Here is a 23,620-nt window from a genome sequence, read left to right on the forward strand (position 1 = left end):
GATATTCGACCGAATAATCATAGTGACACCCTACTAATAGAAGTAATTCTAAGAAAAAATAGTTTTATGAACATTGCCCAGATAGAAGTAAATCTTCAAAAACTTATACTAGACTATACCCAAGAAACTTTCATTTATGAATTGCTTTTAGCCTATGGTTTACCAAAAGCCTCCATAACACGGTTGCAAAAAGGAAATCTGAACCTTTCAAAAATAGAAGGTGAAATTTCTTGGAAGAAAAAACTGTTTTTTAAACCGGTCTTCAATCAGGATTTGCATCTTGTTATTTCTGAAATAAAAAGTACACTCAAACAAGACCAGCGTTTCGTTATTGTTACTGATTTCAAAACGTTATTGGCAATTGACACTAAAACAACCGATAGTTTAGATATTGATTTTAATGCCTTGCCAAAACATTTCGATTTCTTTTTGCCCTGGGCAGGAATGGAAAAAGCAACACATCAAAATGAAAATCCAGCCGATGTAAAAGCAGCCGAAAAAATGGCAAAGCTTTTTGACGAAATCAAAAAAGACAATCCTGACATTTCAAAGGAATTCATTCACGGTTTAAATGTTTTCCTTTCTCGCTTGTTGTTTTGCTACTTTGCCGAAGATACCGGGATTTTTGAAAAGAACTTATTTACTCATTCTATTCAAAACCATACCCAAACAGATGGTAGCGATTTAAGCGACTATCTCGACAAAGTGTTTGCAGTAATGAATACCGCTCCAAGCGACAGAACAGTGAGCGGAGTCGAACTGCCTGTATATTTAGATGCTTTCCCCTATGTAAATGGAGGTTTGTTCAAGACCCCACACAAAGCACCAATTTTCACTCGTCGAAGCCGACAAGCAGTTTTGGATTGTGGTGACCAAAATTGGGCTGCTATAAATCCCGATATTTTTGGCTCGATGTTTCAGGCTGTTATTTCGGTAGATCAGCGAGGCAGTTTAGGACAGCACTACACCTCGGTGCCTAATATTATGAAAGTTATTGAGCCTTTGTTCTTGAATGATTTATATGCGGAATTAGAAAACTCAAAAACAAATATCAAGAAACTAAACGAATTGCTAAAACGCATTTGGAACCTCAAAATATTTGATCCTGCCTGTGGTAGCGGAAACTTCCTGATTATTGCCTACAAAGAATTACGCAAACTGGAAATGCTTATTTTTACTGCAATAGACCAAATAAATAAAACCTACACCACCCAATATTCTGGCATATCTTTAAACCATTTTTATGGGATTGAGATAGACGATTTTGCACACGAAATTGCCATACTCTCGCTTTGGTTGGCTGAACACCAAATGAACCAAGAATTCTTCAAGGCCTTTGGACGAACCAAACCTGCTTTGCCATTAGAACAAACAGGTTCTGTTGTTCACGGCAACGCCACAAGAGTTGATTGGGAAATGGTTTGCCCGAAAAAGGAGAATGATGAAATTTATATTTTGGGGAATCCTCCGTATTTGGGAAGTAGTATGCAAAATGCAGAACAAAAGGATGATATGACTCTTGTTTTTAAAGGATTTAAGAATTATAAGAATTTAGATTATATAGCCGCTTGGTTTATAAAAGGAGCCAATTATATCCAAAATCACAATGCACAATTTGCTTTTGTTTCTACCAATTCTATTTGCCAAGGAGAACAAGTAGCTTTATTGTGGCCTCCTATTTTTGATAAAAATTTAGAAATTGGTTTTGCTCATACTTCATTTAAATGGAAAAACAACGCAAAAGCAAATGCTGGTGTTTCAGTTGTAATTATTGGCATTCGGAATATTTATAATAAATCGGAAAAATACATATTTACTGACATCAGAAAGATAAATTCATTAAATATAAATCCTTATTTAAGTAATGGACATAATATAATTGTTGAAAAAAGACAAAAACAACTTTCTTTTTTGCCAACTATGACCTCTGGTATTAAGGCCGGAGATGGAGGTAATCTTATTTTGAATGAAGACGAAAAAAATAATTTACTTAAAGAATACCCAGAATCAAAACTCTTTATAAAAGATTATATTGGTGCTGATGATTTAATGAATGGTGGAAAGAGATATTGCATTTGGGTTACAGAACAAAACAAAGAGTTATCATATTCAATTCCACCATTATTAAAAAGATTTGAAAAATGTAGAGAATTAAGAATTGCAAGTACAAAAGCTGCCACTCGAAAAAAAGCTGAATTTCCACATCAATTTGACGAAACAACATTCATTGAAGCGGATTCAATTATTATTCCTCAAACAGGTTCTGAAAAGAGAAATTATGTTCCAATTGGTTTTCTTAACTCAGGAACAATAATTTCAAATGCAGCAAGAGCAATATATAATGCAGAATCATATTTATTTTCATTAATATCTTCTAAAATTCATATTCAATGGGTAAGAGCAGTTGCAGGAAGATTAAAAATGGATATGCAATACTCAAATACTTTATGCTATAATACCTTCCCATTCCCTTCAATCAACTCAACCCAAAAAGAAGAATTAGAACAATGTGTTTTTAGAATTCTGGAAGAACGAGAAAATCATTCCGAGAAAACCTTAGCGCAATTGTATGATCCAGAGAAAATGCCTGCGGGTTTGCGTGAAGCACATCGATTGAATGATTTAGCAGTGGAACGTTGTTACCGCTCCAAACCTTTTGATAGCGATGAAGAGCGATTAGAGTATTTGTTCAAGCTCTATGAAAAAATGATTGTGGAGGAAAAAGAAAAGGATACTTTATTTGCGAAGGAGAAAAAAGTGAAAAAATGATAAAAAGAGAGTATTATTCTGTCCGAACTGAAAAGCTTGGTTCTGATGGAAAAATTGATTTTGAAATGGTAAAGAAACTTTTTTTGAGCAATTATAATATTCTTGAAAAAGAGGGTTATTTTCAAAAATATTTTGGTTTTGAATGCTCTGACGGCTTCCAAAGAGGACAAATAAGCGAACACTTTGACGACTACGTTTTTCTTAATATTAGAAAGGAAAATTTATTTCCAGTTGAAACGAAACTTAAAGACTATACAGAAGAAGATTTTTTTGACGTTTTAGAATTCTTATACGATCATTGTTCAAAAGGTCTAGAAGGAAATTATCACGATGATAATAGTTGGGGAGGAGGGTGCTACAGATTCCATTATCAATCTTATGATGATTTGGAAGGACAGAAACATCTCAGAGAAACGATGAATACTATTTTAGGCGACTATAAAGACGGATTTGAAATTTCAGAGAATGGAGAGGTTCTAATTTTATCTGACAATGGCCTATCTAATTTATTTGAAGCAGAAATTCCAACAGATGATACAGTTAATATTTCTAATAAGATAAAGGCAGCAATTCTAAAGTTTAGGAAAGCTAAATCTACATTAGACGATAGAAAAGAAGCTATAAGAGAATTGGCTGACGTTCTAGAATTTGTTAGACCTGACATTAAAAAGTATTTGGACAAAAATGATGAAAATGATATTTTTAATATTGCTAATAGGTTTGGGATAAGACACCACAACATTGACCAAAAAAATAATTATGACAAACCGATTTGGTATAGTTGGATATTTTATTATTATCTAGCTACATTACACGCTGTTATAAGAATTAGTAATAGAGCAGAAAGCAAGAAAGTAAAATAGTTATCTGGGGAAACCTTGTCCCTATCTAAAAATAAATAGTTATGAACAATATCAAGTTATTTGAAAGCAAAGAAATTCGAACCCATTGGGACGAAATAGAAGAGCAATGGTATTTTTCGGTCATAGATGTTGTGACAGTGTTGACAGAGAGTGTCAATCCTCGTGACTACTGGTTTAAAATGAAAAAACGAGTAAAATCTAGTGATGGTATTGAACTGTCGACAATTTGTCGACAGTTCAAAATAGATCAAAAATGTAGTGTACGATAAAAACGTACGTTTGAATAATCGAAATCAAAGAAAAAGAACGAATACTAAAAAGCAATACCAGATGGAGAATAATAAAACGTTAGCTATTTTTGAAAATAAAGAGATTAGAAGAGTTTATGTTGAAGAAACAGAAACGTGGTTTTTTTCGGTTGTGGATATAGTTGAAGCGTTAACGGATTCATCAAGTCCGACGGATTATTTAAAGAAAATAAGAAAAAGAGATTCTGAATTAGGAGTCTACCTAGGGACAAATTGTCCCCAGGTAGCAATGATAACTAATGGAAAAAAAAGGAAGATATTGGGGGGCAACGTCAAAGATATATTGAGAATAATACAATCCATACCATCGCCCAAAGCAGAACCCTTCAAACAATGGCTAGCCAAAGTGGGCTATGAAAGAATTCAGGAAATACAAGACCCCGCACAAAGCATAGAACGAGCCAGAGAAAACTGGCAGCAACACGGACGAAGCGAAAAATGGATCCAGCAACGCATGATGGGTCAAGAGACTCGAAACAAACTTACTGATTATTGGAAAGAAGCCGGTGTTGAAGAAAAGAAAGACTTTGCAATCCTAACCAATATTATTCATCAAGAATGGACAGGATTATCAGTAAAAAAACACAAAGAAGTAAAAGGATTAAAGACGCAAAATTTACGGGATCACATGAGTGAAGCCGAACTAATCTTTACTGCTCTTGCCGAGCTTTCTACCCGACAAATTGCCGAGAATGATGAAGCAAAAGGCGTATTTGAAAATGCAAAAGCAGGGAAAAAAGGTGGTGCAGTTGCAAAAAATGCTCGTCTGGAATTAGAAGACAAAACAGGTAAAAGTATAGTTACAGGCGAAAACTTTTTGCCACCTGTAAAAGAAAATAAAAACTTGAAATAAAATGACTAATCAAGATTTAATCAAATTAATAGACGAATTGAGCGCTTTACCCAAAGAAAACGAATGGGTAGAATTCAAAACAGGTAACGTAACAACAAACGATAAACTTGGTCAATATATATCGGGTTTGTCTAATGCTGCTTGTATTGCAAATCAATCTTTTGCGTATTTAGTCTTTGGAATCAATGATGCTACCCATAGTGTGGAAGGCACCAATTATAAATTCAAAAATCGTAAAGAAGGAAACGAGGAATTGGAATTGTGGATTAGACGGTTTTTAAGTCCTTCCATAAAATTTGACCATTTCATTTGTGATTATGAGACAAACCATTTAGAAATTTTTAGAATTCCTGCTGCAACAGGCGAACCTACCAATTTCAAAAACTATCCTTACATCCGCTTTGATAGTAGCTTGACTGATTTAAAAAAATATCCCCATTTTTTAAGAGCCATTTATAACTCACAAACAGATTGGTCTGCACAAATTGTCGAGAAAGCAACTCTCGATAATTTAGATCTAAAATCAATCCAACTAGCTAGAGAAAAATATAAGGAAAAAAATACCAATGCTTCTTTCTATGATGAAATTGATAATTGGAGTGATAAAATATTTCTTGATAAACTAAAAATCACCATTGATGGTAAAATTACCAATACTGCTATTATATTATTAGGAAAGCCTGAAACTGCTCATTTTATTTCACCTGCGGTGGCGCAAATCACTTGGAAACTCGATACCGAAGAAAAAGCATACGAGCACTTTAATATGCCTTTTTTTTCTGAAGTTAATGCTATTTTATCCAAAATCAGAAATGTAAAATATAAATTCTTTCCTGACAATCAATTGGTGGCCACAGAGGTAATGAAATATGACAGCGAAGTAATATTAGAGGCATTAAACAACTGTATTGCACACCAAGATTACAGCAGACACGCTCGTATTTTATTAACCGAACAAATTAATAAATTAATTTTCAGCAGCGAAGGTAGTTTTTTTGAAGGCACAGCTGAAGAGTATTCCGCCGGAGACAAAACTCCGAAAAAATACCGTAATAAATGGTTGGCTGAAGCGATGGTAGATCTTAATATGATAGACAGTTTAGGGTATGGTATTCATAAAATGTACAAAAGCCAACGCAAAAGATATTTCCCTTTACCTGATTATACAAAATCCACAAGGGATGCTGTCGTTCTGGAAATTTATGGACATACAATAGATGAAAATTATTCTAAACTGCTGATTGAGAAAAAAGATGATTTAAGTCTAACCGAAGTAATACTTTTAGACAAAGTGCAGAAAGATCTAGAGATAAATGAGGAAGCAGCAAAACTCTTAAAGAAAAAAGGTATTATTGAGGGCAGAAAACCACATTTTCACATATCTTCTTCAGTAGCTTCTGCAACAGGAATGGAAACAGAATATATAAAGTTAAAAGGAATAGAAGACGATTATTGTAAGAAGTTAATAAAAGATTATATTATAAAGTTTAAAGGTGGTTTACGCTCTGATTTTGAAAACTTATTAGACGGTAAACTTCCAAATCTTCTATCGCCAAAACAAAAGAAAGACAAGGTGAAAAATCTATTGCAGGCGATGAAACGGGAAGAAACAATAGTCTTGGACAATACTTATTGGCGTCTAAAGCAATAATAATTTAGACGGTTTTAGACGTCTATTTAGACGGTAAAAATTAAAATTATCAATATTTGGTAGCAGAACAAAACCAAGATGAGTTTTATTAAATAAACGAATACAAAATGGCAATGTCTAAAAGCCGCTCTAAAACGAAATTTTTAGACGAAATTTTAGACGAAATCGGACATAACCACCATTAAAAATGGTGATTAATGAAAATAAAAAAACAACTAAAACGGTACAGTCAGCCATTTTTAGACATTAGTACATAAAGCAAAAAGACACAAAATATGCCAGATATAGTAAATGTAAACTACCACAAAACAGGAAATAGTACAAAAATCAATATGATGGGAATGCGAGAAATGCAAACCCGTGCTTTTGAATCACGTGATGCACAGTATTTATTATTAAAAGCACCACCGGCTTCGGGAAAATCCCGTGCCTTGATGTTCTTGGCTTTAGACAAATTAGTAAATCAGGGCATCAAGAAAGTGATTGTAGCAGTTCCAGAGCGTTCTATTGGTAGTTCATTTTCTAAAACTGACTTAAAGAAAGATGGCTTTTTTGCCAACTGGGAACCAAACGACATCTACAATCTTTGTACTCCCGGAGAGGAAGGCAGCAGCAGTAAAGTAAAAGCATTCCATAAATTTATGGATAGCGATGAAAAATTATTAATTTGTACACACGCCACTTTACGTTTTGCCTGTGAGGAATTGGACGAAGCAAAATTCAATAATACACTTTTAGCAATCGATGAATTCCACCACGTTTCAGCCGATGCAAATAATCGTTTAGGCGAATTATTAAAATCGATAATGAACAAATCTACGGCTCATATTGTGGCTATGACAGGTTCTTATTTCAGAGGGGATTCTGTGCCTATTCTTACGCCCGAAAACGAAGCCAAGTTCACTAAAGTAACTTACAATTACTACGAACAATTAAACGGGTATAACTTTCTGAAATCATTAGGAATTGGTTATCATTTCTATACAGGCAAATACACATCGGCAATACTCGATATTCTGGATACCGACAAAAAAACAATACTCCATATTCCAAATGTAAATTCAGGAGAATCCACTAAAGACAAACACAATGAAGTCAATTTTATTTTAGATGCTATTGGGGATGTGATCAAACAAGATTCCGACACCGGTGTAATTCATATCAAACGTCACAGCGATGGCAAAATATTGAAGGTAGCTGATCTAGTGGAAGATAGTTCAAGAGAAAGAGACAAAATTGTAAACTATTTAAGAAATGTTAAATCCGTAGATGACATGGATTTAATCATCGCCATAGGCATGGCAAAAGAGGGTTTTGATTGGCCCTTTTGTGAGCACGCTTTAACGGTGGGATATCGAGGTTCATTAACAGAAATTATTCAAATTATAGGTCGTTGTACCCGTGATAGTAACAATAAAACACACGCTCAATTCACCAATCTTATTGCCAGCCCAGAAGCTATCCAGGATGATGTAAAAGTGGCTACAAATAATATGCTTAAAGCTATTACAGCATCCTTACTGATGGAACAAGTATTAGCGCCCAACTTTAAATTCAAAACAAGATTGGATAATGATGATGAAGAAGCTAAACCTGGTGAAATAAAAATAAGAGGATTTAAAGCGCCGAGTTCAAAGAGAATAAAGGATATTGTAGAATCTGATTTAAATGATCTAAAAGCATCTATTTTACAAGACGATGCCATGCTTAAAGCGATGCCGGGAAACATAGATCCCGAAGTAATCAATAAAGTGTTGATTCCGAAAATCATTAGAATTAAATACCCCGAATTAACAGACGAAGAAATTGAAGAAATTCGCCAATATGTTGTAGTCGATTCAGTTATAAAATCGGGCGAAATAAAAGAAGTCGGAGACCAACGCTTTATCAGGATGGCGGATAAATTTGTAAACATAGAAGATTTACATATCGACCTGATTGATACGATTAATCCATTCCAGAAAGCTTTCGAAATACTTTCAAAATCAGTGACTACAAAAGTGTTGAAAGTGATTCAAGATACTATTGAAGCGACAAGAATAAAAATGGACTTTGAAGAAGCCAAAATTTTATGGCCAAAAATCATTGAGTTCAAAAAAATGTATAACAAAGAACCGACTCTAACTGCCAACGACCCATTAGAACGAAGAATGGCAGAATGTATTATTTATTTGAAAGAAGAAAAAAGAAAACGAATGGCCAATGCAAATGGATAAATTTCAAACCCTAGAAGACATTTTTGCAAACGATCAATTTGATATTCTAAATGTCAAACCTAAAGTTTCAAGTGCACGAAATGCGGACGAACGACTATCGGCTTCATTTGGTGAGGTAAATGATTTCTTTGCAAAATACAATAAAGAGCCACAACCCAATCCGGGTAATATATCAGAATTTCAGCTCTATTCAAGATTAAAAAGCATTAGGTCAGATATAGAAAAGATGCAATCTTTAGAGGAGCACGACATTCATGGTTTATTGAACTTTGAAGCAAAGCAAATTAATTCAATCGATGATATTTTTAATGATGACACCTTTGATTTGTTAGACGATGATTCCGATTTATTTGATTTTAAACATACACCAAAAGACTATGAAAGAGCTCCATCTGATCTTGTAGCAAGAAGAAAGCCCTGTAAGGATTTTGATAAATACGAAATACTTTTCAAGGATATTCAAAAGGATTTAAAAGATGGAAAAAGAAAGCTGGTTGATTTCAAGGAAGATAATTTAAGAGAAGGCGATTTTTATGTCCACAATGGCGTTTTAATGTTATTAGAAAACATCAATTTGACCCAAGAAGAAACCTACGTAGAAGGCAAACGTTTACGAAAAGACGGTAGAACAAGATGTATTTTCGAAAATGGTACCGAATCAAATATGTTGTATCGATCCGCGGCCAAAATCCTATATTCCAATGGTAAAGTGGTAACACAAAATAGGGATAAAGTAAACGAAAACTTCATTGAAAGATTTAGCAATATAACCGATGAAGATGCAGCAGCAGGATATATTTATGTGCTACGTTCAAAAAGCAAAGACGAAAGAATTATTGCAATCGATAATTTGTACAAGATTGGGTATTCTAAAGATGCCGTTGAAGAAAGAATCAAAAATGCACAAAAGGATCCAACCTATTTAATGGCTCCCGTAAAAATCATTACTTCTTGGAAATGTTACAATATGAATCCGCAGAAACTAGAGCAATTACTTCATAATTTCTTCGGAAAATCCTGCCTTAATATTGATGTTTTTGATGACAAAAAAAGAAGGTACCTCCCGAGAGAATGGTTCATAGCACCGATTGATGTTATTGAGCAAGCTATTGAATTAATTATTAGTGGGGAGGTTGTGAAACATAGGTATGATGAGAAAAACATGGTAATAATTGAAATTTGATATTAATTAGTATCACATTTGACAAACAATCATATATACTGCATCGTGACACCATCAGTAAAAGGATAACTAGCACAATCATCGTTTTAGAATAAAAGTTTATTGATGGGATTAATTAATACCTAGCAAAACCCCATTAAAAAGATGTCTTTCTATTTTGTCTTTAATTAAAAGTAATTAAATCGAGTACACAACAATGATTAAAAGGATTCAATATATACGATAGAGTATTGCGTATAGGCAAGATGGGAAACATCGTCCTACGGGACAATATTTCCCAATGTCCAGCTCTCGGCTACTCCTACCGTCGAGCAAACATCGTGGCATACGCCAGACGATCTGTCAACAGTCGGTTTGGATGCACTTCCTTCAGGAGAAATCTCCATCGGAAACGACGACCAAGTCGAGCCGGACTTTGGAGCAACTGCAACGAACTGTTCAGTTAAAACCGGAATGGGGTGTTCACTTTGCTCCGGAATCACCTGTTCAGTTTGAACCGGAATATCCAACGCATAGCAGAAATAAAATGTTTTTTAAGAATACAACTCTGTTTTCTCTATAGATTGATACTAAATGTTTCCAATAATTTTGGCCATAACCCAGCTAGTATGAGAACCTGTAGAACCATTAGAAGGATGAACACTATTACCAAGAAGATGTTCCCGCATTTGTTGTACATGATACAACTGGATGTTTTCCGGATGTTCAATAAAAAGATTAAGTTTCCCTTCTTCATTCGAAAGTACTAATGGCTCATTTTCAAATACAGAGAATGATATTTTACCTTTACTTCCAAAAATTTCCACGATATCTTCCCTCATACTACAACCAAAATTCCAGCTTCCTGTTCCCGTAATTCCAGACTCATGAAGCCAACAGGCCGTAGCTGCATCTTTAGCAGAATATAATCCCTGTTGATTAAGACTAATGCCAGTGACATCTTTTATATCTCCTAAAAGATAAATAAACAAATCTAACCCATGGCTAGCCAAATCATCAAAATAACCTCCAGTAGCGATTTCAGCATCTGTTCGCCAGTTATAATTTCTTGTCAAATCCAAAGGTGTTGCAGGTTTGCTCAGATGCCATCTTATGTGCCTAATTTTACCAATGCTATTTGTATCAAGCCAGGTTTTTATCTGTTTGAAACGAGGTAGTGAACGTCTGTAATAAGAAACAAATAAGGGAATATTTTTATCTTTAAAAGCTTCATAAATCGCCAGACTATCTTGGTAATTTGGCGCTAAAGGCTTTTCGATACAACAAATTTTTCCAGCTTGTGCGACCTTAAGTCCATACATTTTATGAGTATCTGGGGGAGTGGCAATGTAAATTGCATCAATTTCAGGATCATTAATTAGAGCATCCGCATCAGTATAGTATTTACTGATTCCATGTCTTTTGGCATAATCTTGAGCTTTATCTCCATCTCTTCTCATCACTGCCACAATCTGAAATCCTTCTGTTTTTTGATAGGCAGGACCACTTTTTATTTCAGTAACATTTCCACATCCCAGAATACCCCAATTAACAGTCTCCGACTCTTTGTTTTCATTAATCATTTTATTTGATTTAGTTTTATCCTTTTTTTTATTTAGTCAATTTACTGGTTTAGTCCCTAAAAATAACTTGTCCTGAAACATGAAAAAAAGAAGTAAATTAACCCCATATCACTCTCGTATTATGTTTTTTGGCTCCTCCTTCTCAAGTAAAAATAGAAAAATATTTTGTTTTTGCCAATGATTAAGAATGGGAATATTATGCTATTAATCATAGTAAGATTCAAAATTCAAAACTTTATAAATTTATTTTAAAATGGTTTCTATTACACTTAATTCTTCTGTAGAAAACTCAATATTTTGTAAACTGTCAATGTTATTGTTCAATTGAGCAACTGAACTGGCACCAATTAAAACAGAAGTAATTCGGTTGTCGTTTAGCAACCAAGCCAATGCCATTTGTGCTAAAGATTGGTTTCTATCTTGTGCAATGGCATTTAGTTGAATGATCTTCTGAATTCTTTCCTCAGTCACTTCATCCGTTTTCAATTGCCCATTTGGATTAAAAGCACGGGAATTTTCTGGAATTCCTTTCAGGTATTTATCAGTCAAAAGCCCTTGTGCCAAAGGCGAAAAAGCAATACAACCGACCCCTTTTTCTTCGAGAACATCGAGCAAACCCTCTTCACAATCGCGAACAAACATAGAATATTTCACTTGATGAATCAGACAAGGCGTTCCTAATTGTTTTAGAATTGCCGTTGCTTCTTTAGTTTGTTCTGCATTGTAATTAGAAATTCCTGCATACAAAGCTTTTCCGCTGCGTACCGCATAATCCAAAGCCATCATCGTTTCTTCTAAAGGTGTTTCGGGGTCAAAACGATGCGAATAGAAAATATCGACATAATCCAAATTCATTCGTTTCAAACTTTGGTCTAAGCTGGATAATAAATATTTTCTGGAACCCCATTCTCCATAAGGCCCATCCCACATTTTATAACCTGCTTTGGTCGAAATCACCATTTCATCCCGCAGGTTTCCCTGAAAATTATTTTTTAGGATTTTACCAAAATTAGTTTCCGCTGAACCTGGAATGGGGCCGTAATTGTTGGCCAAGTCAAAATGTGTGATTCCTTTGTCAAAAGCGGTTTTGGCGATGCTTTCTGCATTATAAAAACTATCCATTGACCCAAAGTTATGCCATAATCCTAAAGAAATTTGTGGCAATAATAACCCGCTTTTCCCGCATCTATTGTATTTCATATTTATTATCTATTTTCTAAATCCATTGGCTGAAGCCGATGTCTATTCAATTATTAACATTTCTTCTCTCTCTCCTCCTATTGGTCTAACCCCCTAATAATCGGACTTTAACATTTTAAGTTTTACAAACATACGAAATTGGTAAATATCTTTGCCTTGCAAGGAACAAACGAAGGCGAGTTTTACACCGATGTTTGTAGAGATGTTTCAGGCCTGATCATTTCGTTTTTATTAAAATTTAGTTCATCCGCCAAAAAAGGCGGAATCTCTAAATTTCGCAAGGAACTGCACTTCAGACTCGTATTGCCCGATATTTGATTATACGGTATTTTGAGTTTGAATGTTATTTTCCATTTTATTTCGTCTCTTTTTTGTTCAATTAGACCGTTGTTCCAACATTCTAAAAAGATATTTGGAGGCAAATTACAAACCGATGAATGCAATCGTTCATTGTTGTATTTTTCATAAAAAAGAGTCAGAACACCTTCTAGATCTTCGATTCTCCAAAAGTTATAAGGACGTAGTTTTTTTGCCAAAATCGCATGAAAACTCTCAATGTGACCATTTTCCTGTGGCGTGTATGGATGTGTAAACACTTGATTGAGATAGTTCTCTTTGAAAAAATCTTGAATCATTTTTGCCGAAAACCGACTATCATTATCATTGCGAACCTCAATATTAATTCCTTTTTCTAAACAATTTTTTGGTTGTAAATGATTGATTATGATATGTTCCCAGGCTTGTTTAACATCTTGCTTTTTAATAGAATATGCAACCATCCAGTGCAAGACAACCCTTGTAAAAGTATCAATGGTCGTCAGCACATAGCAGTGCATTTTATACTCTTCAACCCAAACAAATTTGATATCCATTTCCAAGACTTCAAAAGGCTGACTTGGAAAAACCTTGCGGTATTTTACCCTTGTTTTGGAAGGCTTTTGATGTTTCTCCTTTAGCAATTGAGCTTCTTTCATCAATCGATATACTTTTTTGTGATTGATGTCATATCCCTTGATTTGCAGAGAGGTTTCCATCTTTTGATAACCATAATCGGTGTCAGGATCTTGATGAACTTGCTTTATTTCTTGGATAATAACATCATTTGAAACTTCAAATTTCACGCCGTAGTTATCCAGTACAAAATGTAGTTGTAGAACAACCTCGACCTTGCTTGGTTTTCTTATTTTTATAATAATATTGATGTTTCGTTATCGCGGATATTTGAAAAGCTACTTCTCTTTTCAAGCCTTGAAAAATGTAGCTTCTCACAACTTCTTTTTTTTCTCCAAGGCCAATTTCTTTTTTATTAATTCGTCTTTTAATTTCCCTTCTAGCTCTTTTTGAATGACAATTTCTTTGAGTAACTTGTTTTCTTTTTCAAGCTCTCTAATGCGTTTAAGTTGATCTGGAGTCATTCCGTGAGAAAAACCCTCTTCTCCCATAGTGTCCATTTTCTTTTTCCAAGCATAATAACTCGCAGGAAATACCGAGTACTTCTCTAATGTAAGTTTAACGCCTTGTTCTGAAGCTTCTTTTATGATTTTTAGCTTCTCTTCTTTGGTAAATTTTCGCTTTTCCATCGTGCAAAATTATAGTTTTTGATTTATAATTGTGTCCGATTATTTAAGGGGCTAAAACACCAGCCATTGATATTTTATTCGTCTCCATCGTATTTCTATTAAGTTTAACTCGGGCGAGTACGGAGGCAAAAAATAAATCAACACATCTTTTTCTTTCCATTGTTCAATTTTAGCCATAAATTTTTTTGATTTATGTATTGGAGAATTATCAAGAATTACGACCGTTTTTTTAACTGTTTGTGCTACAAAACGATCCATAAAACAGATTAATCTGTCAGAATTAAAAGTGGTTTCAAGTATTTCAAAATAAAACTTATTTTTACGAGTCATCATTCCAACCACATTCAAATACTTCCCTGTAGAAGCGGGTAATAATATTGGATTTTCTATTGTTTGCCAAGCATAAGGAACATTTGGAGTCAATCCAAAATGACTTTGATCACCAAAATACAAATCGATATATCCATCATTTTCCAAACTCTTTAAAGTTTCTATTTGTATTTGTTTCATTCGAAATTGTTCTTTATTACGTTTATTTTTTAAAGAGAGTCGCATCCGTTTCCAGCTATAGCCAAGTATCTTTTAAAAAATTCTGCAATGTTTTTTTTGCAGATTATGATATTGTGTTTTTCTTCAAAGTAATTCAATACATTTTTTAAATTTCTATTATGAATTTCTAGTTGCTCAGAAACCTTTTTTGAATAATCTTCTAAACGGGTTTTCGCACCTCTCCCTTCGGCTACAGCCAAGGAATCAACTCCGATTTCTTCCCATTTATCAAACCAGCGTTCAATCGTTCTCCGGCTGACATTAAAAACGCAAGCAAGATCTTTAATCTTGTGTTTCTGATTTGATAAAACAAGGCAATGACTGCGTTTTCTAACAGTATAATTAGGGATATTTTGATGCAAGTGCTTCAATACCGCAACATCTTCTATTTTCAGTTTTATATATCTCATAATGAGATAAATATACGAAAATTATCACAAGTAAACAACAAAATACGACATTATTTTATTCCAATTACTTATAATAACGAAAGAATTAAATCAAATTTAAACAAAATGAGCCCGATGTAATATCGAGCTCATTATTATCAAAATTAATTATAAATTTGTGTAAATTTTTACGTTCAGTTCATTTTCGGACAACCTTTTTTTAACTCTTGATTCGCATACTTATGTATTAACTAATAAAAGTAGTTGTTACACTTAAAGCACCTTATTTCGAAAATTCTACTGTACTTAATTTTTTCCAACCACCACGGGTGAAATCTGGTATTTCAACAGGTGCCGAATTGTTATCAAGAGAAATCTCGGTTAATGGAGCTAAACAAGTCCATTCAGCCAAGTCATATACATCCATATCTAAGGGTAGACCATTTTGAAGACAGTGAATCAAACGATAATCCATGATAAAATCCATACCTCCGTGACCGCCAACTTGTTTTGCTTTTTCTTCAATACCAAGAACAATTGGGTGCTTGTATTTTTCCATTAATGCTTTTTTAACCTTTTCGGGTATAAAACTGTGTGCAGTTAAGTTTTCATGATTTGAAGCCACATCAGCACCTATTACTTTTGAATCCAATGCATATCCTTCAACTGGATATTTATTCGCAAAACCTTTTGTTCCACTTAATTGATACATACGACTGTAAGGACGAGGAGAGGTTACATCATGTTGAATCTGAATTGTTTTTCCTTTTTCGGTACGAATCATGGTCATAGTATGATCTCCGTTTCTAAAGTCTTTCACATCTTCTCCTGTTTTTTCTTTGATGTAAGCAGGATTTCCAATGGCTTTAGTATCCATAGAAACTAAAAAATTCATTTTATCACCACGGTGAATGTTTAATGCTAAACAAGCAGGTCCCATACCATGGGTTGCATAAATATCACCACGGTGTTTTCTGTTATAATCCATACGCCAGTTATTCCAGTATTTGCCCCAATATGGTTGTAAACCGTGAATGTATGAGCCTTCAGCATGAATAATTTCTCCAAATAATCCTTGTTGAGCCATATTCAATGTGGTCAATTCAAAGAAATCGTAAACGCAATTTTCCAATTGCATACAATGTTTACGTGTTTTTTCTGAAGTATTGATTAGATCCCAAATTTCTTCCATTGTCATTGCACTCGGAACTTCAATAGCCACATTTTTACCATCTTTCATGGCTTGAACTCCAATTTGTGCATGGTGTTTCCAATCTGTTGCGACATAAACAAGATCTACATTAGGGAGAGCAGTTACCTTGCGCCAAGCATTTTCATCTCCAAAAAATTCTTTCGCTTTTGGAAGTCCTGCTTTAGTAAGAATTTCGTTTGCCGATTTTGTATTGGTTTCCAACATGTCACACAGCGCAACGATTTCAACACCTGGAATATGAGTCATTCGCTCTACAGCTCCATGACCCCGACTTCCTATACCTATAAATGCAATACGAACAGTAGGAATTGGTGCTGTAGCAAGACGCAAAACATCGGTTTGTCCTATAGCACGTTTTGGAGTAGGAGTCTTTATCATTTGGGCGGATAAATTGGCCCATCCTAGAAAAAGAAACGAAATAAGTAGTAATTTAAAAATACTAGTTTTCATAATTTAATTTATTTATTTATTAAAAAAAAGAAGATAATCAAGCTGTAGATTACCCATTCTGCAATACTTTATTATTTTTTTAACTTAAACCGTGAGTAATCTTTACGGTAATTTACTAAAATTAATGTCAGGTTTCTTCTGACGTAACGGTCTAGTAAAAACACTTTGAGCTTTACATAACATCCATTTATACTTAATCAAAAGGATGTTTATTACAATATCAACCCGTAACCCTTTATATTATTGATTTTGAGTTAAAGTTCCCGGATAAGCGTTGATTTCTGATTGAGGAATATATTGTATCACACGCAAACTTGTTGCAGGAATATCTTCCATAGCAGCATGGGGTCCTGGATAATGACGGGTCATTGTTTGACCGTTTCTATATACATCATATCCTCTGTCTGCTTCAAAAGCTAATTCTAACTGACGCTCTTCATCTATTAGTTGAACAGCATTGGCACTAGTTAATGCTGTATACCCGCCATTTACAATGGCTCGTTCTCTTACAACATTTAAGTTAATACGAGCATTTTGATAGTCCCTTTTTTTAGCATACGCCTCTGCCATATTCAAATACATTTCTGATAATCTTGAAATGATTGGTGAATAAAGGTGCGAAGTGTTATCTTGTAAAGAGGCTTTAGTAATATAGTACATTGGATATACACGATTTAATAACATCATATAATCTTTTTCACCTTTATACGTTTTTCCTTTATAGACAATCGAATAACTATTCTCAGTAGCATCAACTTCTGTTAGATTATATTTATCAGTTCCAATATTGATATAAAAAGTACCATCAGTATTAAGTTTCAAAGGTTGCTGCAGGTAGTTATACCCCGTTTGTACTCCACTCGCATCATAAGAATCATACACAAAACGGAATGCTTCTGTTTTATTATTGGAGGCATCAATTAAATATTGAGGACTAATAAATGCCCATCGAGCATCATTTTTCTTGCCGGACTTACGCAATAAATCTAAGTATTTAGCACTTGCATACATTTCTCCCCAACCTTGTCCTTGTATGTTAGCATACATCCCTCCAATATAACCAAAATAGGCATTACCGGAGAACTCTGTAGCCACTCGTTTAACAGCAAAAATTGTTTCCGTTTGTCCAGTTGCATCAGGAGCAAACGTATTGTATTTCATGAAGTTAGCTCTGTTGAGCAAATTGTAGTTACCACTCACAATTACTTTAGTAGCGTATTCTATAGAAAGAGTTGCATATTCTTGATTTGGATTTTGATAGGTTCCACTCATATACAAATAAACTCTTGACAACATCGCTTGTGCAGCCCCTTTAGTTGCGTAAGCCGCACTTCGTTTTATCGTCATTAAAGCTTCTGCTTTTTTTAGATCGTTTATGGCTTGTTCGTATGTTTGCTTTACCGTAGCTCTATTCGGTAGCTGTAGATTGTTAATATCATCTGGCATTCCATTTACAATTGGCACTCCCAAATTAGTTTCAGGAGACTGAGCATACGGTCTGCCGTAAGTTCTACATAGATAAAAGTAAATCATTCCTCTTAAATAATACGCTTCTCCTAATTGTTGATCTATTTGTGCATTTTCACCTTCGGGAATAATTTTTATTAAGTCACTTGATTGTGAAATAATTTTATAACTATTGTTCCAAAATGTAGATAATCGAGCATTGTCAGGAATGTGTTGATACGAAATAAAAGAATAAAAAGAATCTGTAGATGTACCTCTTATCATAATATTGTCACCTGGATATTCACCTACTCTGTGCATTACATCCCCCCATCCTTTAAGTTGAGCGTAACACCCATTTAAGAGTACTCCAATAGATGCTTCTTTATCTGCCATAATTTTGTCTTCAGTATATGAATCAAATGGCTCTCTGTCTAGTTCACAGGAGGATAATAAACTAATGGTAATAAATAATATAAATATATTTTTCATGATTTATTTTTTAAAGTGTAAGATTAAGACCTAATACAAATTTGCGTGTCGTGGGATAGACTGTTGTTGAAACCCCTGTAGGACCACTTGCAGATGGTATCTCAGGATCAACTCCAGAGAAGTGTGAAATTGTAAATACGTTTTCTGCAGATACAAATATTCTAAGGTTAGAAATATTCAAACGCTTAACACTTAAGCTATACCCTAAAGAAAGACTTCTCATTTTTAGGTAAGTTCCCGTTTCTAAGAAACGAGACGAAGCTTTGTTTGAGTTACTTCTATTGTTATAACTCGCTTGAGGATGAGTAGCTATATCTCCCGGTTTTTCCCATCGGCTCCATCCGCTGTAAAGATTCATTTGATTACGATCACTATAGGCACCATCTGAATCAAATTCTGTTCTGGAATAATTATAAATTTCACCTCCTACTGAATAGGTAAATATGGCCGATAAATCAAAACTCTTATAATTTAAATCTGTTGAAAATCCACCAAAAAACGAAGGAGTATACGCTCCCATAGCAATCGGTGTTTTTGAAGCGGCACTATAACTAAACGTTTTTATCCGTTCTCCATTTGCATTTGTCTCAAACCATTGTGGTCTTCCGGTCTCAGGATCTACACCAGCCCATTCAGTAAGATACCAAGTATCTACATCTTTTCCTGGTGTCAATATTTTAGAGGATGAGCCCGCTCCATCTCCCATAATGATTTGTTTTCTTTCCCCATAAAGACTGGTGACTTTGTTTTTATTCACGCCGATATTAGCATCTACTGACCATTTCCAATCTTCATTTTCAACAATTTCAACATTAAGTGTCGCTTCGAAACCTTTGTTGCTCACTGCTCCTACATTTTTCCAAATACTTGTAACTCCAATTACTCCAGGTAAAGGAACTTGATACAATAAATCGGAGGTGTTTTTATCATAATAATCTAAAGTAAGGTTGAATCGTTTTAAAAAACTTACATCTAAACCAATACCGGTTGTATATGTTTTTTCCCAACTTAAATCAGGATTTGCAATTTGGGAGATAATAGCCCCTGAATTTTGATTATAGCTTGTGCTTAAAGAATACAATCCATAATGAGGATAAAGACTGTTTGGTCGATTTCCTACAGATCCATAACTAGCTCTAAGTTTTAATTTCGTAATATAATCTGAATTAAAGAAGTCTTCTTTATGAATATTCCATCCACCACTTACGGAGAAAAAATTTCCATATTGTGAATTAATCCCAAAATTTGAAGCTCCGTCACGTCTTAGAGAAACTTGTGCCAAATACTTATTATCATAGGTATAATTAACATTCGATAATAAAGATTGTACAGCCCATTGCGTTCTACTTCCTGTCACTCTTTCAGGAATTGACGCCACATCGCTCACTATAAATCCTGGAGCAAATCCCGTAGCAATTCCTACGGTGTTTTTTGAATCAAACTCATTCCACTCATAACCGGCAATGGCATTAAAATTATGCTTACCAAATGATCTGTTGAATTTAAATAATTGATTGGTATACGTCCTATTATAAGAGCTCATGTAGTCCTCAATTCTACCCTTTGCGGATAATCCATTGAGAGAACGCGGATCTGAATAAACCATAGAATTTGAATTTGAAAAGATATAATTGTTTACAGAGGCAAATGTTAACCAATCTGTAAGTTTGATATCAAAATCAAAATTACTTCTAACATTATAGGCTTTAGACTCGCTGTAGTTCCATTGTAAATCATACAAATAGTTTGAACCTGTTGTATTTACCCAAGTAGGATTTGGTCGATTTCCCACCAAAGTGCCGTCTGCTAAATAAGGGTTATCCCAAGGCAGATTGAGATACATCGCGACTACAGAATGTTGTCTGTCTAATACATCTGTGCGTGTAGCATTGATTTGTGGTCGTATTGTCAACCAATTATTTACTTTGTAACTGAATTTCATAAGCACATTGTAGCGCGTATAATCATATCCACTTATAGCAGCCTTTTCATCATATTCTCCTAGTGAAACATAGCTTTTAAAATCCTCACTACCACCGCTTATAGAGAGATTACGATCTGTTGCTAAACCTGTTCTTTTAGCATTATCCCACCAATCAAAGTTTTTATTCCTCAGTTCAGGAGTCCACCACCACACAGTTGAAAAATCTTGCTTATTGGAAAAAGAATCATATAAGTCATACAGTTCAGCGCCGTTCCTAAGGCTAAAATTTCCTGTATTTAAAGTTGTAGCGGCCATTCTAGTTGAAAAATTCACGGTAGCTTTACCTGATTTTCCACTTTTCGTTGTAACAACAATAACTCCGTTTGCCCCTTGCGAACCATACACAGCAGTAGAAGCGGCATCTTTAAGTATCGTCATCGTTTCAATATCCGAAGGATTGATATTACTGGCACTGCCTCCTATAACAACTCCATCAACTACCCATAACGGATCAGTACTTCCGTTTACAGTTGTTTTTCCTCTAATAATTATTTTCCCCGATTCACCCGGCTTGCCAGACCCGGAGTTAACATAAACTCCAGTTACTTTTCCTGCTAACAAATTCTCAAGAGAAGGAGTTGTTGCATCTGTGATCTTCTTATTATTAATTGTTTGTAAGGAACCGGTAAGACTCTCTTTTTTAATCGAACTGTAACCTACAACAACCACTGCATCTAAACTCACCAAATCTACTGACATTTTAACATCAATGACGCTTCGATCACTAATCAAAACTTCTTGTTTAACATACCCTGCATAAGAAATCACTAAAGTTGTTGCTCCTTTAGGAAGGAGAATCTTATATTCTCCATCAAAAGATGTTAAAGTGCCTATTGTAGTTCCTTTTACCAAAACTGAAGCTCCAGGAAGTGGTTGGTTCATTTCATCATAAACCTTACCTTTAATTTCAATTTGTTCTTGTTGAACTTCAACATTTACTATTAAAATATTCGTGATATTTTTATGATACGTGCTAGCATTTGTTTTGAAAACTGTTGCTATTAATAACAACGCAATAATTTTCATTTTCAAATCAAATTTCACCCCGGAAAGGGTTCTATTAATTGACTTATTATTTTTTTTCATATTATTCATTTTGATTTTATATTTATGTTAAAAACGCACACTTTAATTTAACTGTAAAAATAACACATCCTCTTACTGGTTATTTTTGCAAATTGATCTTTAGTTATTTACTTCATTTATACATATATTTTTTGTGTTGGTTTGTTAAAAATTGGTTAGTTACTCTTAGTTAATAAACTTTCTAAAAAAACTCATTCATTTCATAATTTAAAGTTATTCTAAAAAAATAATGTTAAGGATTTGAAAACAAATTGGTAAACATATTTCAATTATAATAATCACTTTAATGAATGATTACTCTGCATTTAAATTCTTAATCTTCGATATAAAAGAGTAGATTTTTTGCTTATTTTTTGCTAATGTAAACTTTATTTTGAAACTACGAAAGAAAAAACATAAAAAAATGTGCTCGAACACATTTATAGTGTTGTCGAGCACATTTTTTGCATTAGTTAACTTTATTGTAATATTAGATATTCCTTTATAACAGTGGTATTGAAATAATAAATACTTAATGATTTGTGTTTAAAAAAATATACTTCGAAATATTTTTTTTTTAAAATAGTATAAAAATGAAATTGATTAACCAATTTAATTAGGGTCTGCTAAAAAACTCAGAGACAAGTTGTTATTTACTTTTCATAAAATAGATAGTTGATGGTGTGATTTGCTTTTAAATCACACCTATTTTCCTTTTTAGCCAATTTTTGAAAAACAGATAGGAACAAATGACCAAATATCGTGACTATTATCCACTGAAGTGTCACCCCAGCCAATTTGACTAGGTTAAGCACCAAAAAAATGCTGGCAATCCAAGATTCGCTCGTGTCTTGTAGCCTAGCTTTGATACGGTCTAAACCATATCCTGTCTTTGCTTGACCAAATTTACCTTCTATTGGATTTCTTTCACCAGGACTTAAGACGATTTGCGCTGCCAGTGAGGGATGTCCCAAGGGTTTCCCCACTAGATTAACGCCTATTTCTTTTAACATTTTTCGATTTTCTCTCGTACTATAAATCTTGTCTACCAAAAGGTTTTTGGGGTAACATCCGAATCGCTTCTTATACTGCTCCACATAATTCATCAAATTACTGCCTTCGTTGAAGGCGTTCCAATTAAGTTCGTCCAGAAAGGTAATTCCATCAATCATTGAACAATGAATCTTGGATCCAAATTCGACTTTTGCTTGGCTTTTTCCTCTAACAATTGGTCTTACATGGGGTTGGTGAATACTAACAATTCGATCTGGACACGACTTTATTTTTGTTTGGAACATCTCTTGCTGCTGATCATAAAGCAACTGGATTATGTACCAATATTTCAACTCCTTTTTCTGGAGAGGAATGCCTTTGTACTTGTCCAATAAATCTTCTATATGATTGATGTTTCTCTTCAAATAGCGTATTTGTTGACCTACGCCTTTACGGATAATCTTACCCGTTTTACTCTTTTTCGGTGCAGTATTAAGATAAACAGTTCGTGCTGTTTTGCGGTAAGTTCTTGGCTTTTTGCCGTGAAGTTCTTTTTGATAAAGTATATCAATCAACATCTCAGATTTTTCCCTGGCATCATTAAGCAGATTCAAATCTGTTGGATACGCAATATCTTGTGGGCATGCAGTAGCATCCATTAATACGGTTCCCCTGTTTGGATTTTCAGGTTTTGAATCTGAATCTGAATTGTCCTTGCGCTGATTTTGATCTTCTTCCAACTTGGTTTTTAAAGCAACGATTTTCTCATTGATTTGGTTGATGACATCTAAACTCAAGAGCTTTCGGAATGTCACAAATAAGGAAGGATCAAAAGGAGGTTCGTCCGAAAAACT

Annotated in this window: 17 protein-coding genes; 7 read left to right on the forward strand and 10 right to left on the reverse strand. The window is 34.2% G+C overall.

The window, feature by feature from the left end; genetic code table 11:
• Nucleotides 1–66: 66 nt before the first annotated feature.
• The 7 genes from IWX83_RS15430 (at nt 67) to IWX83_RS15460 (ending at nt 9,843) form a co-directional block, all read left to right on the forward strand.
• Entirely contained in the window at nt 67–2,769 is a 2,703-nt protein-coding gene (locus IWX83_RS15430) for a DNA methyltransferase (protein ID WP_196831022.1), read from the forward strand.
• The gene (locus tag IWX83_RS15435) at nt 2,766–3,632 is read left to right on the forward strand and encodes a hypothetical protein (protein ID WP_196831024.1); all 867 of its coding nucleotides are present in this window, start codon (nt 2,766–2,768) and stop codon (nt 3,630–3,632) included. Before IWX83_RS15430 ends, IWX83_RS15435 begins: the two co-directional genes overlap by 4 nt.
• A 41-nt stretch (nt 3,633–3,673) precedes the next feature.
• On the forward strand, nt 3,674–3,901 hold the full coding sequence (locus IWX83_RS15440; RefSeq protein WP_196831026.1) for a hypothetical protein: 228 nt from the start codon (nt 3,674–3,676) through the stop codon (nt 3,899–3,901).
• A gap of 61 nt (nt 3,902–3,962) precedes the next feature.
• A complete protein-coding gene (locus tag IWX83_RS15445; RefSeq protein ID WP_196831028.1) occupies nt 3,963–4,793 on the forward strand; it encodes a BRO family protein in 831 nt (276 codons plus the stop codon).
• A 1-nt stretch (nt 4,794) separates the two neighbouring features.
• On the forward strand, nt 4,795–6,444 hold the full coding sequence (locus IWX83_RS15450) for an RNA-binding domain-containing protein (protein WP_196831030.1): 1,650 nt from the start codon (nt 4,795–4,797) through the stop codon (nt 6,442–6,444).
• A gap of 275 nt (nt 6,445–6,719) precedes the next feature.
• Entirely contained in the window at nt 6,720–8,660 is a 1,941-nt protein-coding gene (locus IWX83_RS15455) for a DEAD/DEAH box helicase (protein WP_196831033.1), read from the forward strand.
• Nucleotides 8,647–9,843: a GIY-YIG nuclease family protein gene (locus tag IWX83_RS15460; protein ID WP_231380065.1), complete on the forward strand. Its 1,197-nt coding sequence runs from the start codon at nt 8,647–8,649 to the stop codon at nt 9,841–9,843. The genes IWX83_RS15455 and IWX83_RS15460 overlap by 14 nt, the downstream gene beginning before the upstream one ends.
• 569 nt (nt 9,844–10,412) lie before the next feature.
• Here IWX83_RS15460 and IWX83_RS15465 read toward each other — a convergent pair.
• From IWX83_RS15465 to IWX83_RS15510, 10 genes are all read right to left on the reverse strand, one after another.
• Nucleotides 10,413–11,405, reverse strand: a complete 993-nt coding sequence (locus IWX83_RS15465) for a Gfo/Idh/MocA family protein (RefSeq protein ID WP_196831035.1) — start codon at nt 11,403–11,405, stop codon at nt 10,413–10,415.
• A gap of 243 nt (nt 11,406–11,648) precedes the next feature.
• On the reverse strand, nt 11,649–12,605 hold the full coding sequence (locus tag IWX83_RS15470; RefSeq protein ID WP_196831037.1) for an aldo/keto reductase: 957 nt from the start codon (nt 12,603–12,605) through the stop codon (nt 11,649–11,651).
• 182 nt (nt 12,606–12,787) lie between these two features.
• On the reverse strand, nt 12,788–13,726 hold the full coding sequence (locus IWX83_RS15475; RefSeq protein WP_196831039.1) for a DDE-type integrase/transposase/recombinase: 939 nt from the start codon (nt 13,724–13,726) through the stop codon (nt 12,788–12,790).
• Between the two features lie 144 nt (nt 13,727–13,870).
• Nucleotides 13,871–14,185, reverse strand: coding sequence for a transposase (locus IWX83_RS15480; RefSeq protein ID WP_196831047.1), 315 nt, complete (start codon nt 14,183–14,185; stop codon nt 13,871–13,873).
• A 51-nt stretch (nt 14,186–14,236) separates the two neighbouring features.
• Nucleotides 14,237–14,740, reverse strand: a complete 504-nt coding sequence (locus tag IWX83_RS15485) for an IS630 family transposase (RefSeq protein WP_196831049.1) — start codon at nt 14,738–14,740, stop codon at nt 14,237–14,239.
• Nucleotides 14,725–15,144: a helix-turn-helix domain-containing protein gene (locus IWX83_RS15490; RefSeq protein ID WP_196831051.1), complete on the reverse strand. Its 420-nt coding sequence runs from the start codon at nt 15,142–15,144 to the stop codon at nt 14,725–14,727. The genes IWX83_RS15485 and IWX83_RS15490 overlap by 16 nt, the downstream gene beginning before the upstream one ends.
• Before the next feature lie 262 nt (nt 15,145–15,406).
• A complete protein-coding gene (locus IWX83_RS15495; RefSeq protein ID WP_196831053.1) occupies nt 15,407–16,786 on the reverse strand; it encodes a Gfo/Idh/MocA family protein in 1,380 nt (459 codons plus the stop codon).
• Between the two features lie 240 nt (nt 16,787–17,026).
• Nucleotides 17,027–18,724, reverse strand: coding sequence for a RagB/SusD family nutrient uptake outer membrane protein (locus IWX83_RS15500; RefSeq protein WP_196831058.1), 1,698 nt, complete (start codon nt 18,722–18,724; stop codon nt 17,027–17,029).
• A 10-nt stretch (nt 18,725–18,734) separates the two neighbouring features.
• Nucleotides 18,735–21,794, reverse strand: coding sequence for a TonB-dependent receptor (locus IWX83_RS15505; RefSeq protein ID WP_231380066.1), 3,060 nt, complete (start codon nt 21,792–21,794; stop codon nt 18,735–18,737).
• Nucleotides 21,795–22,426: 632 nt separating this feature from the next.
• Nucleotides 22,427–23,620: transposase (locus IWX83_RS15510; RefSeq protein WP_196831059.1), on the reverse strand; the 1,194-nt coding region annotated here is incomplete at its 5' end.

This window comes from Flavobacterium sp. CG_9.1, assembly GCF_015751645.1.
In the GTDB taxonomy this organism is placed as follows: domain Bacteria; phylum Bacteroidota; class Bacteroidia; order Flavobacteriales; family Flavobacteriaceae; genus Flavobacterium; species Flavobacterium xanthum.

What these genes read in the sequence shown, in the direction of transcription:
- IWX83_RS15430 (WP_196831022.1), top strand. Translation starts at nt 67, where the DNA reads ATGAACATTGCCCAGATAGAAGTAAATCTTCAAAAACTTATACTAGAC.
- IWX83_RS15435 (WP_196831024.1), top strand. Translation starts at nt 2,766, where the DNA reads ATGATAAAAAGAGAGTATTATTCTGTCCGAACTGAAAAGCTTGGTTCT.
- IWX83_RS15440 (WP_196831026.1), top strand. Translation starts at nt 3,674, where the DNA reads ATGAACAATATCAAGTTATTTGAAAGCAAAGAAATTCGAACCCATTGG.
- IWX83_RS15445 (WP_196831028.1), top strand. Translation starts at nt 3,963, where the DNA reads ATGGAGAATAATAAAACGTTAGCTATTTTTGAAAATAAAGAGATTAGA.
- IWX83_RS15450 (WP_196831030.1), top strand. Translation starts at nt 4,795, where the DNA reads ATGACTAATCAAGATTTAATCAAATTAATAGACGAATTGAGCGCTTTA.
- IWX83_RS15455 (WP_196831033.1), top strand. Translation starts at nt 6,720, where the DNA reads ATGCCAGATATAGTAAATGTAAACTACCACAAAACAGGAAATAGTACA.
- IWX83_RS15460 (WP_231380065.1), top strand. Translation starts at nt 8,647, where the DNA reads ATGCAAATGGATAAATTTCAAACCCTAGAAGACATTTTTGCAAACGAT.
- IWX83_RS15465 (WP_196831035.1), bottom strand. Translation starts at nt 11,405, where the DNA reads ATGATTAATGAAAACAAAGAGTCGGAGACTGTTAATTGGGGTATTCTG.
- IWX83_RS15470 (WP_196831037.1), bottom strand. Translation starts at nt 12,605, where the DNA reads ATGAAATACAATAGATGCGGGAAAAGCGGGTTATTATTGCCACAAATT.
- IWX83_RS15480 (WP_196831047.1), bottom strand. Translation starts at nt 14,185, where the DNA reads ATGGAAAAGCGAAAATTTACCAAAGAAGAGAAGCTAAAAATCATAAAA.
- IWX83_RS15485 (WP_196831049.1), bottom strand. Translation starts at nt 14,740, where the DNA reads ATGCGACTCTCTTTAAAAAATAAACGTAATAAAGAACAATTTCGAATG.
- IWX83_RS15490 (WP_196831051.1), bottom strand. Translation starts at nt 15,144, where the DNA reads ATGAGATATATAAAACTGAAAATAGAAGATGTTGCGGTATTGAAGCAC.
- IWX83_RS15495 (WP_196831053.1), bottom strand. Translation starts at nt 16,786, where the DNA reads ATGAAAACTAGTATTTTTAAATTACTACTTATTTCGTTTCTTTTTCTA.
- IWX83_RS15500 (WP_196831058.1), bottom strand. Translation starts at nt 18,724, where the DNA reads ATGAAAAATATATTTATATTATTTATTACCATTAGTTTATTATCCTCC.
- IWX83_RS15505 (WP_231380066.1), bottom strand. Translation starts at nt 21,794, where the DNA reads ATGAAAAAAAATAATAAGTCAATTAATAGAACCCTTTCCGGGGTGAAA.